This window comes from Apibacter sp. B2966, from assembly GCF_011082485.1.
Lineage (GTDB): Bacteria > Bacteroidota > Bacteroidia > Flavobacteriales > Weeksellaceae > Apibacter.
In genome coordinates this window covers 1,941,439-1,955,843 of record NZ_CP049714.1, presented here as the reverse complement: position 1 = coordinate 1,955,843, position 14,405 = coordinate 1,941,439, and the positions used below count along the sequence as shown (strand labels likewise).

Below are 14,405 nucleotides of genomic sequence, written 5' to 3'. Positions count from 1 at the left end.
AATTTACTATCAATATTTTACATTTGATAGGAATAATTAATTTTTTATAGATTTTAAATATAAATAAATAGGTTTTTTTTAAAATGAACACTATGGTAGAATTGGACAACATAATCCCCAAAAAAGAATTTGCTAAATTTTCCACCCCTATAAATTGGAAGATAGCACCAACCCAACATTGGGCTGTCATTGGACCAAATGGAGCAGGAAAATCTTTATTGATTGATATTTTATTAGGTAAATATGCTTTACAAGAAGGTAAAATTAGATATACTAAAAAATTTAATCGTCTCTCTGATTTTATAAAAATAGTTGCTTTTAAGAATATTCATGCCTTTTCCAAGACTCAAAACAGCTATTACCAACAAAGGTGGAACAAAGGATTGGAAGATGAAACGCCCCAAGTTAAGTATCTATTATTCAAGAATACTGATTTACAATGGATGGAATATCTCATTTCCTTAGTAGGAATTGAAGACTTAATGGAGAAAAATATTGATCTCCTTTCGAGCGGAGAACTCAGAAAATTTTTAATTATTCAATCTTTATCCACTAAACCCGAGATTCTAATATTAGACAATCCGTATATTGGCTTAGATACTAAAGCCAGACAAGTTTTAGATCAGGTTTTACTCAACCTTAAAAATTTACAAAACTTACAGGTAATAGTACTCATCTCAAACATTGCTGATATTTCTCCAATCATTACTCACGTTTTACCCATTAACAACAAAACATTATTCCCAAGTAAAACCTCTCAAGAATTTTTTGAAGATAAAAAACTGCAAAATGAATTGTTTCCTCATTTTAAATATGAATTAAAAAAACTTCCATACCCCATTAATCAACCAAAGGAAATTAGTTATAACTATGCTTTACAATTAAATAATATAAATATCCGATATGGCAACCGAACCATTTTGAAAAATATATCTTGGAAAGTTAAAAAAGGTGAAAAATGGGCATTATCCGGTCCTAATGGCTCCGGAAAATCAACTTTATTGAGTGTAATTGCTGCCGATAATCCTCAAGCGTATGCCAATGACATTCTCCTTTTTGATAAAAAAAGAGGAACAGGAGAAAGTATTTGGGATATTAAAAAGCATATGGGATATATATCACCCGAAATGCATTTATATTATCAAAAAAATGTAACATGCTTGGAAGTAGTTGGATCAGGATTTTTTGATACTATTGGTTTATACAGAAAATGTGATCAAGAGCAAATAAAAATATCCTTGCAATGGATGGAAATTTTGGGAATTGAAAAACTTAAAAATTCTTCTTTTCTCTCTATATCTACAGGAGAACAACGTTTAGTTTTATTAGCTCGTGTATTTGTAAAAAATCCTTCGCTCGTTATTCTTGATGAACCCCTTCATGGACTGGATATGAATAATAAATTTCGTGTTTTGCAAATTATCGAAAAATTTTGCGATTCAAGCAAAGCTTTGATCTACGTGACCCATTATAAAGAAGAACTACCTTCTTTAATAAATCACGAATTGTCCCTAACTAAAATACAATAAAATTCTATTTCCAAAATCAAAAAGGTGTTTTACAGGCATGGTATGTATAAATTGTGTTGGGGAACAGCTCCCACCTAAGGGCAACCCAATAAATAAGATAATATATTTATTTAATGCGCAAACCTTAGCAGGTATTGATATATTTATAGATTTAAAAAAACTGTTAGATGAATTTACCTGTACTAAGGTAAACAAAGTTATTATATTAGAAAGCCAAAACCATCTAACATAATCAACAGCAATCAAGCATATCAAAAGAATAGCTATATATTGACATGTTAAAAATAAAAATATATTATTTGATTTTAAACGAAAATTTTTTTTCAAATAAATAAACATGCTTAAAAAAATTAAACATGTATTTAAAAAAAGCCTAAGAGATAAATTGGATGTTTTTTAAAAATAGGAATTTTCCACATAATTACCTCATCTGTTGAATTAAAGACCCAATAAAGCTCTTTAATACTATTCAAATGATCTGTTCCAAATTTATTCAACTGTTTATAATTATATTTATATTCTTATTGCTGCCATTAAAACAAATTCCTACCAATAAAAAAATAAAAAAAGAAGGGATTAATAATGAAATTTTCTTAATAGATACACTATTTAAATTAGTACTATTGAGATAATAAAGCAAAGGAAAAAAAGTAAAAACAAAATAAGCTTCATGTATAAGAATCATAAATATGCTCATCAAATTACATATCACAATTTTTAATTTAAAAGCTTTTATTTTGTTAATAACATATAATTGTAAAAGAAAATAAACAATCAACAAAACATCTAATGTAAAAAACATTTTATAAGCAATAACATTGATAAGCATAAAGTTTCCAAATAAAATATATGGTTCTAACTTATTTATGTAAAATTCTTTTATTATAATTATTACCAAAAGAATTATAAAAATAAGTTGAAATTTAAAAGGCTCAATAGGTGTGTTATTAGCTAAAAAAAATAAAATACTCCCGAATAATCCCCTTCTAATAAAACCTGCTTCATAATTTATATAAGACCCTTTAATAATTAACCATTCATTGAAATAATCTATAAACTTTAGTTTAACTTCAATTATAATAAAAAAATTTACTAATAAAGAGTTTTCTTTATCATATTCATATTTTTACATTAATTATATAAGTGAACAAAAAATAACAGTAGAAATAATTTATTTAAAATAAATTATAGTGATATTGATTTTTATTATTCATTAAAATATAATTACTAAATTAAAATATTATATGATTATTAACTTAATAGTGTTTTGAATAATGGATAAAACAATAAGATATGAACTCATTTTTTATTACATTTTGATAAATTTCAGATTTATAATTTCACAAACCTAAAAAGTAATGCCTTAAAAAAATACACAAATCAATATAAAGTAAAATTATTTTTTATTAAATTTATTTTGGCAATTAAAAAAATTATCATAATTTAGCGCCCAATTATAATTAATACAAAGAATGTCATTGTTTACTAACATAATTAGCATTATTCTGATTCTGGGTCAAGCTCAGGGTGAGTAATGCTTGTGTTGTAAATTATACAAAATATAAAAAGCCTTTCTCACTCTAAGGAGAAAGGCTTTTTAATGTTTTTTAATCACAAAAAGAAAACGATACCAAGGATGGATAAATTATTCATTTTCGACACTACTTTAAGGGATGGAGAACAGGTCCCGGGGTGTCAATTAAATACAATTGAAAAAATTGAAATTGCTAAAGCATTAGAAGAATTAGGAGTGGATGTTATAGAAGCCGGTTTTCCCATTTCGAGTCCGGGAGATTTCACTTCTGTAGAAGCGATTTCCAAAGCTGTAACAAACCCTACCATCTGCGCTCTAACCCGTGCTGTAGAAAAAGATATAGAAGTAGCTGCCGATGCTCTCAAATATGCCAAGAAAAAAAGAATACATACAGGAATCGGAACTTCTGATTTCCACATAAAATATAAATTTAACTCTACCAGAGAAGAAATCATAAAAAGAGCAGTTGCGGCAACTGCATATGCAAAAAAATTCGTTGAAGATGTTGAGTTCTATGCTGAAGATGCGGGAAGAACTGACAATGAATACTTAGCCCAAGTGGTCCAAGCAGTTGTTAATGCAGGAGCAACAGTAATCAATATCCCTGATACCACCGGATACTGTCTACCTACAGAATATGGTGAAAAAATAAAATACTTAATTGACCATGTAGATATGAAAAATGCCATCTTATCTACTCACTGCCATCAAGATTTAGGAATGGCAACAGCCAACTCACTTATGGGAGTTATCAATGGTGCCAGACAAGTAGAGGTAACCATTAACGGAATTGGAGAGAGAGCAGGAAATACATCGCTTGAAGAAGTTGTTATGGCTATAAAAAGTCATAAAGAATTATCTATTGACACAAATATTAATACAAAGAAAATATACCCGGTAAGCAAAATGGTTTCCAGCTTAATGAATATGCCTGTTCAACCTAATAAGGCAATTGTAGGTAGAAATGCTTTTGCCCATTCTTCCGGAATTCATCAAGACGGAGTATTAAAAAATCTCTCAACTTACGAAATCATTGATCCTAAAGAAGTTGGAATAGATGACAATGCTATAGTGCTTACCGCCCGAAGTGGTCGTCATGCCCTTAAAAGCAGACTGAACTTACTAGGAATTAAAGTAGAAGCGAATGAATTAGCAAATATATACGAACGATTTTTAGAACTTGCTGATAAAAAGAAAGATATTAATGACGATGACCTTTTAATATTAGTAGGAAAAGAACCTAATGAAAGCAACCGTATAAAACTCGATTACTTACAAGTTACTTCCGGAAAAGGAATTAAAAATGCTGCAATTGTTACCCTAAATATAGCCGGCGAAAAATTCACTTCCACTTCTTTCGGAAACGGACCTGTAGATGCAGCAATTAACACCGTAAGAGACATTCTTAAAAAACAAATGACTATTCACGAGTTTTTAATTCAGGCTATAAACAAAGGAAGTGACGACTTAGGAAAAGTTCACATGCAAGTTGAATATAAGGGTAAAAATTATTACGGATTTTCAGCAAATACAGATATTGTGACTGCTTCCGTTGAAGCTTATCTCGATGCAATAAATAAATTCACCGTTTAACACTATATACAAAAACCAATTAAAAAAGAGAATATACCATGAAAACACTTTTTGACAAAATTTGGGATGCTCATACGGTTACGTCTATACAAGATGGGCCTACCCAATTATATATAGATAGGCATTTTTGCCATGAAGTTACCAGCCCCCAAGCCTTTAACGGACTAAGAGAAAGAGGATTAAAAGTTTTTAGACCCTCTCAAACAACGTTAACTGCCGACCACAATACACCCACTTGTAATCAAGACCAACCGGTAAAAGATCCTGTATCCAAAAAACAATTAGATACCCTTTCTAAAAATGCGGAAGAATTTGGTCTTACCCTTTATGCTCTTGGAAATGAGAGAAACGGAGTGGTTCACATTATTGGTCCTGAAAACGGCTATACCCAACCGGGAATGACCATCGTTTGTGGAGATAGTCACACTTCTACACACGGTGCCTTCGGAGCTATTGCATTTGGAATCGGAACCAGTGAGGTTGAAATGGTTTTGGCCACTCAATGTATTCTTCAAAGCAGACCCAAAACAATGAGAATTAATTTTAACGGAGCCCTAAGTGAAGGAGTAACGGCTAAAGATTTAGCATTATATATGATATCTACCCTTACCACAGGAGGAGCTACCGGTTATTTTGTTGAATATGCAGGAGAAGCTATTCGAAATCTAAATATGGAACAACGTATGACTCTTTGTAATTTAAGTATTGAAATGGGTGCACGAGGCGGATTAATTGCACCGGATGAAACTACATTTGAATATCTTAAAGGTAAAGACTTTGCTCCTAAAGGAGATAAATGGAAGGAAGCAGTTGAATACTGGAAAACGTTGAAAACCGACGAAGGAGCCCAATTCGATAAAGAATATACTTTTGACGCTACTAAGATTGAACCTATGGTTACCTACGGTACTAACCCGGGTATGGGAGTATCTATAACCGGATCCATACCTACTTTAGACGGATTGGATGAAACCGGTAAAATATCTTTCAAAAAATCATTGGATTACATGGGCTTTAATCCGGGAGAAAAAATGGAAGGAAAACCCATTGACTATGTATTTATTGGAAGTTGCACCAACGGAAGAATTGAAGATTTTAGAACCTTTGCAAATTTTGTAAAAGGCAGGAAAAAAGCAGAAAATGTAACCGCTTGGTTAGTTCCCGGAAGTCATCGTGTAGCTCAACAACTTATCGACGAAGGTTTATATAAAATATTAGAAGAAGCAGGATTCGAAATTCGTCAACCCGGTTGTTCTGCTTGTCTTGCTATGAACGATGATAAAGTTCCGGCCGGAAAATATGCCGTTTCCACCACTAACCGAAACTTTGAAGGAAGACAAGGTCCCGGAGCCAGAACAATTTTGGCCAGCCCTTTGGTAGCTGCTGCTGCTGCTGTAACCGGAAAAATAACCGATCCTAGAAAACTAAACTAATCCTCTAAAAAAACAAAATGGAAAAATTTAAAACGATAACATCAACCTATGTTCCACTACCAATTGAAAATGTGGATACAGACCAAATCATACCCGCACGTTTCTTAAAAGCTACTAATAAAGAAGGTTTCGGAGATAATTTATTCGCTGATTGGAGATATGATAAAAATGGAAATCCAAAACCGGATTTTGTATTGAATAATCCAACATACAGCGGGAACATATTAGTTGCAGGAAAGAATTTCGGTAGCGGTTCCAGTAGAGAACATGCTGCTTGGGCAGTATCCGGATATGGCTTCCGTGCTGTGGTTTCCAGCTATTTTGCTGATATTTTTAAAAATAATTCCCTTAATAACGGATTACTTCCGGTAGTAGTAAGTCCCGAATTTTTATCGGATCTTTTCGAAAATGTACATTCTGATCCTAACAATACTATTACAATTGATCTGGAAAAGCAAACAATCACCAATAACAAGACGGGAAAAACGGAAATTTTTGACATTAACTCTTATAAAAAAGAGTGCCTTCTTCAAGGGCTTGATGATATAGATTACTTATTATCTAAAAAAGATAAAATTGAAGAATATGAAAAAAACCGTGTTTTTCAATACTAAATTAGATAAAAAATTATCATCTCATTTTTCTAAGTAAAGGTCCCATTGGGTCTATCACGTATCATTAATAAAAACAACAGTATGATAGAAATTATGGATACCACTCTCCGTGATGGAGAGCAAACTTCCGGGGTTTCATTTTCCATGCAAGAAAAACTAAGCGTTGCCCGTCTACTCATAGATATGGGATTAAATAGATTGGAAATTGCTTCTGCTAAAGTTTCTGAAGGAGAATTTTTAACTGTTCAGAAAATAGCCTCTTGGGCAGAGAACGCCGGACACTTAGATAAGTTAGAAATATTAGGATTTGTTGACAAAGGGGTGTCCTTAGATTGGATAAAAAGAACCGGTTGCAAAACAATCAATTTATTAACCAAAGGGTCTCTTAAACACGTAACAGAACAATTACGTAAAACACCCGAACAACATGTAAAAGATATCAAGCATGATATTTCACTTGCTGAATCCATGGGGATTTCGGTGAATATATATTTGGAAGATTGGTCTAATGGTATGATTCATTCAAAAGACTATGTTTTTTTTATGATAGATCAATTGAAAGACCTTCCTATCCAACGTTTTATGCTTCCTGATACTTTAGGAATTCTTAACCCCCTTAACACAAAACTTTTTTGTACGGAAATAGTTCATCGTTACCCGAATATTCACTTTGATTTTCATGCGCACAATGATTACGATTTGGCTGTTGCCAATGTAATGGCCGCAGTAGATTCCGGAATTCAAGGAATTCATGTTACCATGAACGGATTAGGAGAAAGAGCCGGAAATGCTCCATTACCCAGTGTAATTGCTGTTCTCCATGATCAGATGAAGATAAAGACTTCCGTAAAAGAATACATGTTAAATAAAGTAAGTCGTGTGGTAGAAACCTACTCAGGACTAAATATTTCATCCAATCAACCGGTAATCGGAGAAAATGTTTTTACCCAAACAGCCGGAATACATGCCGACGGTGACAATAAAAACAATCTATATTACAATGATTTACATCCGGATCGATTCGGTCGAGTTCGAGAATATGCCCTGGGTAAATTATCCGGAAAAGCTAATATTAAAAAAAATATTGAAGCTTTAGGAATTGAATTGGATGAAAAAGATATGATTAAAGTAACCAACCGAGTTATTGAATTAGGAGACAGAAAAGAAATTATTACCCAAGAAGACCTCCCATTCATCATTTCGGATGTTTTAAATACCAATGAAAATGAAAAGAAAGTGAAAATACTTTCTTATGCTTTAGTTTTAAGTAAAGGTTTGCATCCAACAGCATCCATCCGTATGGAAATTGACGGAAAAATGTATGAACAAACAGCATCAGGTGATGGACAATACGATGCATTCTCTGAAGCTATCAGTCTCATTTATGAAAAATTGAACAAGGCTAAACCTATCCTTACTAACTATAAAGTAATTATTCCACCCGGAGGACAAACGGATGCTCTTGTACAAACGGTTATATCTTGGAAGTTAAATGATTACGAATTTAAAACCAGAGGACTGGATGCTGACCAAACAGAAGCTGCTATAAAAGCGACTGAAAAAATGCTGAATATAATTGAAAACCTTCATTAAAATTGGTAATTATTTAAAAAAATTAGGTTTTAAACTTATTTAATTTAAAAAGTTTATCGTTTATATAATTTTGACGCGGAAATTATTTCCAAATTAAAATGTACTAACGCTTTAAATTCAGGTATGATGAAAACTTTTTAATCATAAACTGGTATAAGGATTAAAAATGCATAACAAATAAAGAATATAAATATAAAGAATATATAAAATGAAATTAAATATAGCCGTATTACCCGGAGACGGGATAGGCCCTGAAATCATAGCTCAAGCCTTAGAAGTAACTAAAGCTATATGCACAAAATTTAATCATGAGCTTACTTTTAAAGAAGCTTTAGTTGGAGCAATAGCTATAGACAAAACCGGAAATCCATATCCGCAGGAAACCCATGATTTATGTATGGATTCAGATGCCGTCTTATTTGGAGCTATCGGAGACCCTAAATATGACAACAATCCATCTGCTAAAGTTCGTCCGGAACAAGGTCTATTAAAAATGAGAAAAGAGCTTGGGTTATACGCAAACCTTCGTCCTATAAATACCTTTCCATCCTTACTACATAAATCTCCGCTTCGTCCTGATCTTGTGGATGGTGCTGATTTTATGTGCGTAAGAGAATTAACCGGAGGTTTATATTTTGGTCGTCCTCAAGGAAGAAGTGAAGATGGTAATACCGCTTACGACACTTGTGTATATACCAGAGAAGAAATTGAAAGAATTGTTAGGCTGGCTTATAAACTAGCAGGACAAAGAAATAAAAAACTGACTATAGTTGATAAAGCAAATGTACTTTGCTCTTCTCGCTTATGGAGACAGGTATCTCAAGAAATTGAAAAAGAATTTCCCGATATCGAAACTGAATATATGTTTGTAGATAATGCTGCCATGCAGATTATTCAATGGCCTAAGCGTTTTGATGTTTTAGTTACAGAAAATCTTTTCGGAGATATACTCACCGATGAAGCTTCCGTTATAACCGGATCTTTAGGAATGTTACCTTCTGCCTCAATCGGTATTCATACTTCCGTTTTTGAACCCATACATGGTTCCTACCCGCAAGCTGCAGGAAAAAATATAGCAAATCCGCTTGCTACCATACTTTCTGCGGCATTAATGTTTGAATATGCTTTTGATTTAAAAGAAGAAGGAGCACTAATCAGAAAAGCGGTGGACGCTTCAATGGAACAAAAAATAGTTACCGAGGACATCGCATTCGATGGTAAAGCTTATTCAACTTCAGAAGTTGGTAATTGGATTGTAGAATATATTAAAAATTCATAGTTTAGTTAATAAAAGGGCTTTCATATAATGAAGTCCTTTTATTTCTTATTTGATTTATAAAACTTTAAAATCTAGTTATAAGCAAAAGAAATTCTACTTTAAAGAATAACTGTCTTTTTCAATTAATAAATTACCTGTTTACCTTACTAATTAGATAAATTAAATTATTTAGATTACTTGTTTTTTAATTAATTATTATAAAAAGATTCATAAATTTCAGAGTATATCCAAAATACAAAAAAAATCACCATCGAATAAATCAATACAATATAAATAGCAAACTTTAATTTATGTTTTTAACATTAAATTATAATTTAATTTCATCAAATATTATTTTATTTACAAATAATATTTGGACATAACAAAAAACAATCTTAATTTTGTCCCATTATTATAAAATTTATACTTAAAACCAATGTATCAACATAACTACATACTATTACTTCTTCTCGTTCTGGTCAATATATATTAATCAGAGAAAGGGATATATGTAAAATCAATTGTAGTTATTAAAAATATTCATAAGCCCTTTCTCTTATTAAGGAAAGGGCTTAAATTTTATAAAAAATAAAATAAACTAAAAAAATGAAATACCAGTTAAGAAGTCACACCAGTACACATGGTCGAAGAATGGCTGGAGCCCGAGCTCTATGGAGAGCTAACGGTATGCGCGAGGAACAAATGGGGAAGCCTTTAATCGCAATTGTCAATTCATTTACTCAATTTGTACCCGGACACGTGCACTTGCATCAGATAGGTCAATTTGTAAAATCAGAAATAGAAGCTTTAGGCTGTTTTGCTGCCGAATTCAATACCATTGCCATAGACGACGGAATAGCCATGGGACACGATGGAATGCTATATTCTCTTCCTTCCAGGGATTTAATTGCCGATAGTGTTGAATATATGGTAAATGCGCATAAAGCAGATGCCATGATTTGCATAAGTAACTGTGATAAAATTACTCCGGGTATGCTAATGGCCTCCATGCGCCTCAACATACCTACTATATTTGTTTCCGGCGGTCCTATGGAAGCCGGAGAATTAAATAATCAACATTTAGATTTAATCGATGCTATGATTAAATCTGCAGACTCAACGGTTTCAGATAAAGAAGTGAATGCCATTGAACGATCTGCCTGTCCAACTTGCGGATCATGTTCCGGTATGTTTACGGCTAATTCCATGAATTGTTTAAACGAAGCAATTGGATTAGCACTTCCCGGAAATGGAACTATAGTAGCCACTCACGCAAACAGAAAAAAATTATTTAAGGATGCAGCCGCCCTAATTGTTAAAAACGCTTATAGATATTATCAAGAGGGAGACGAATCGGTTTTACCTAGAAATATAGCAACGAAACAAGCTTTTTTAAATTCAATGGCGCTAGATATAGCAATGGGAGGTTCAACAAACACTATTCTTCATTTATTAGCTATCGCCAATGAAGCTGAAGTAGATTTCACAATGGACGATATTGATGCATTATCAAGAAAAACGCCATGTCTTTGTAAAGTTGCTCCTAATACAACAAAATATCATATACAAGACGTAAATAGAGCCGGAGGAATTATAGGTATTTTAGGAGAATTGGCTAAAGCTGATTTAATAGATACATCTACCCACCGTATCGATGGTTATACTTTAAAAGAAGCAATAGATATATACGATATTACTAAACCAAACCCTACTCAAGAAGCATTGGATTTATACCAATCGGCACCGGGGAATAAATTTAACTTAGTAATGGGATCACAAAATTCAACCTATTCTACTCTGGATATCGATCGTTCCGAAGGATGTATTCGAGATTGGAATCATGCCTATACTAAGGATGGTGGTTTAGCTATATTAAAAGGTAACATTGCCCTAAACGGCTGTGTAGTTAAAACCGCAGGTGTGGACGAAAGTATATTTAAGTTTACAGGAACTGCTAAAGTATTTCAATCTCAAGATGCCGCTTGTGAAGGTATTTTATCGGGAAAAGTTCAATCGGGTGATGTAGTAATTATAACTTATGAAGGACCTAAAGGAGGACCCGGCATGCAAGAAATGCTCTATCCTACTTCATACATAAAATCTAAGCACTTAGGAAAAGAATGCGCCTTAATTACAGATGGTAGATTTTCGGGAGGAACTTCCGGTTTATCTATAGGGCACGTTTCTCCCGAAGCTGCAGCCGGAGGAGCCATTGGTTTGGTTGAAGACGGAGACATCATTGAAATCGATATTCCTAATCGAACCATTAATGTTAAAATATCCGATGAAGAATTGAAATTTCGAAGAGAACAAGAAATTTCCAAAGGATCAAATGCATTTAAACCGCAAAGAGATCGAAAAATTTCAAAAGCTTTAAAAGCTTATGCTAGTATGGTTAGCTCTGCTGATTTAGGGGCAGTAAGAATAATATAATAAATGACTAAACAATAAGAATAAAGACTATGAATACTAATATTTCAGGAAGTGAGGCTTTAATACAATCCTTACTTAAAGAAGGGGTAGATACCATATTCGGATATCCGGGAGGCGCTATTATGCCGGTATTCGATGCTTTATACGATTATAAAGAAAAAATCAATCATATTCTTGTACGTCATGAACAGGCTGCGGCGCATGCTGCACAAGGCTATGCCCGTGCTAAAGGCAAACCCGGAATCGTTTTGGTAACTTCCGGTCCGGGTGCCACTAACACTGTAACCGGGATAGCAGATGCCATGATTGACAGTACTCCCCTGGTGGTAATTTCGGGACAAGTATTTTCCGGTTTACTGGGAAGTGATGCTTTTCAAGAAGCTGATGTAGTAGGAATAACTAAGCCGATCAGCAAATGGACGTATCAGATACGAAATGCAGAAGATATTCCCTGGGCTGTAGCCAGAGCTTTTTATATAGCCGGTAATGGTCGTAAAGGTCCGGTAGTTTTAGACATAACCAAAGATGCTTTGCAAGGACAAATCGAATATGCCCCTGCAAAAATCAATTTTATAAGAAGTTATCAACCCATTCCCGATTTAAAACCGGAAGAAATCCGTGAAGCAGCCAAACTTATCAATGAAGCAAAAAAACCGTTGGCGTTAATCGGTCAAGGAGTTATCTTAAGCGGAGCGGAAGAAGAACTTAAAAAGTTTTTGGAAAAAGCTGATATTCCCGCCGCATCCACGATGTTAGGTTTATCGGCCATTCCTACTGACCACCCTTTAAATGTGGGACTTTTAGGGATGCATGGTAATGTAGCCCCTAATGTGAAAACTAATGAATGTGATGTTTTAATAGCTATAGGTATGCGATTTGATGATCGGGTAACCGGTGATTTAAAAACGTATGCTAAACAGGCAAAAATTATTCATTTTGATATTGATCCTTCCGAAATTGATAAAAACGTAAAAACTCATGTAAAAGTTTTAGGTGATGCTAAAGCAACTTTAGCTGAGGTAACCCAATTAGTAAACGAAAATAAACACACCGAATGGTTAGACAGTTTTAAAGAATATTACGAGAAAGAATACGATGCTGTAATTGAAAAAGAATTGTATCCTGAATCCGGGAGCTTAAAAATGGGAGAAGTAGTAAGAAAAGTATCGGAAGCTACCCATCATGAAGGTATTTTAGTTACCGATGTTGGACAAAACCAAATGATGGGCGTTCGGTATTTTAAATATAAACAAAGCCGAAGTGTTATAACTTCCGGCGGACTTGGTACTATGGGATTTGGTTTGCCGGCTGCCATTGGTGCAAAAATTGGTGCTCCTGATCGAACAGTTTGTTTATTTGTGGGCGATGGCGGAATTCAAATGACCATTCAAGAATTGGGAACGATCATGCAATATGACATTGATGTAAAAATTATCATATTAAACAACCATTTTCTAGGTATGGTGCGTCAATGGCAAGAATTGTTTTTTGACAAAAGATATTCTGAAACTCTTATGAAAAATCCAAATTTTGAAGCTATTGCTAAGGCCTACAATATTAAATCTAAAACCATAAGCAAAAGAGAAGAGTTGGATCAGGCAATTGAAGAAATGATTAATCATAAGGGATCTTACTTGTTAGATGTTCAGGTTGAAATTCAGGGTATGGTATATCCGATGATTCCGGCCGGTTCGTGTGTTACTAACATTTTATTAGGAGAAACTAACCAAATATAAATCTATGTTATGGAAACTATTGAAACTCAATTTAACTCTGTCGCCCAACAATACGATAAACAGCGAAGAAAATTAATTCCCTGTTTTCAAGATTTTTATAAAATAGCGGTTGAAAATATAAACCTTTCATCATCTTCTCCTAAAATTTTAGATTTAGGGGCCGGTACCGGATTATTATCCGAATTTGTTCTTCAAAAATATCCAAATGCTAAAATTACTTTGGTTGATCTGTCAGAAAAAATGTTAGAAGTTGCTAAAAATAGGTTTGAAACTAATACCTCTATCCATATAATTCGACAAGATTTTACCACATATACATCGACACAACCATTTGATGCCGTCGTGTCCTCATTGGCTATTCATCACTTGGAAGACTCGGATAAAATTAAACTTTATAATTCCATTTTTTCTTATCTTAAAGAGGAGGGCACATTTATAAATGCAGAGCAAGTTTGCGGTGAAGATGATTATTTTTCAAAATTTTATGAAACCCGTTGGAGATATCAAATTGAAAACAGCGGACTTACCGCTGATGAAATTAATGCTTCATATGAAAGAATTAAATTAGACAAAAGAAGTCCCATACTTGCCCAATTAAAATGGCTGAAAGAGGCGGGCTTTAAACATGTTGATTGTCTTTATAAATATTATGACTTTGCTGTTTTATATGCTAAAAAGTAGA

General features: G+C 33.4%; 9 protein-coding genes. All 9 read left to right on the top strand.

What is annotated here, in order from left to right; genetic code table 11:
• Positions 1-83 precede the first annotated feature (83 nt).
• The gene (locus G8C43_RS08360) at positions 84-1,529 is read left to right on the top strand and encodes an ATP-binding cassette domain-containing protein (RefSeq protein ID WP_166005394.1); all 1,446 of its coding nucleotides are present in this window, start codon (positions 84-86) and stop codon (positions 1,527-1,529) included.
• A 1,636-nt stretch (positions 1,530-3,165) separates the two neighbouring features.
• The gene (locus G8C43_RS08355; protein WP_105297171.1) at positions 3,166-4,656 is read left to right on the top strand and encodes a 2-isopropylmalate synthase; all 1,491 of its coding nucleotides are present in this window, start codon (positions 3,166-3,168) and stop codon (positions 4,654-4,656) included.
• 38 nt (positions 4,657-4,694) lie between these two features.
• Complete coding sequence (gene leuC, locus G8C43_RS08350) at positions 4,695-6,089, top strand: 3-isopropylmalate dehydratase large subunit (RefSeq protein WP_166005392.1); 1,395 nt, start codon at positions 4,695-4,697, stop codon at positions 6,087-6,089.
• 17 nt (positions 6,090-6,106) lie between these two features.
• Positions 6,107-6,703 (top strand): 3-isopropylmalate dehydratase small subunit, encoded by a 597-nt coding sequence (gene leuD, locus G8C43_RS08345; RefSeq protein WP_166005390.1) that lies wholly within the window; start codon positions 6,107-6,109, stop codon positions 6,701-6,703.
• Positions 6,704-6,784: 81 nt separating this feature from the next.
• The gene (locus G8C43_RS08340; protein ID WP_166005388.1) at positions 6,785-8,296 is read left to right on the top strand and encodes an alpha-isopropylmalate synthase regulatory domain-containing protein; all 1,512 of its coding nucleotides are present in this window, start codon (positions 6,785-6,787) and stop codon (positions 8,294-8,296) included.
• 208 nt (positions 8,297-8,504) lie between these two features.
• Positions 8,505-9,575, top strand: a complete 1,071-nt coding sequence (leuB, locus tag G8C43_RS08335) for a 3-isopropylmalate dehydrogenase (RefSeq protein ID WP_160542774.1) — start codon at positions 8,505-8,507, stop codon at positions 9,573-9,575.
• Positions 9,576-10,160: 585 nt separating this feature from the next.
• A complete protein-coding gene (ilvD, locus tag G8C43_RS08330; protein WP_166005386.1) occupies positions 10,161-11,987 on the top strand; it encodes a dihydroxy-acid dehydratase in 1,827 nt (608 codons plus the stop codon).
• A 29-nt stretch (positions 11,988-12,016) separates the two neighbouring features.
• A complete protein-coding gene (ilvB, locus tag G8C43_RS08325; RefSeq protein WP_166005385.1) occupies positions 12,017-13,723 on the top strand; it encodes a biosynthetic-type acetolactate synthase large subunit in 1,707 nt (568 codons plus the stop codon).
• A gap of 9 nt (positions 13,724-13,732) precedes the next feature.
• Positions 13,733-14,404, top strand: a complete 672-nt coding sequence (locus G8C43_RS08320) for a class I SAM-dependent methyltransferase (RefSeq protein WP_166005383.1) — start codon at positions 13,733-13,735, stop codon at positions 14,402-14,404.
• Position 14,405: the final 1 nt, after the last annotated feature.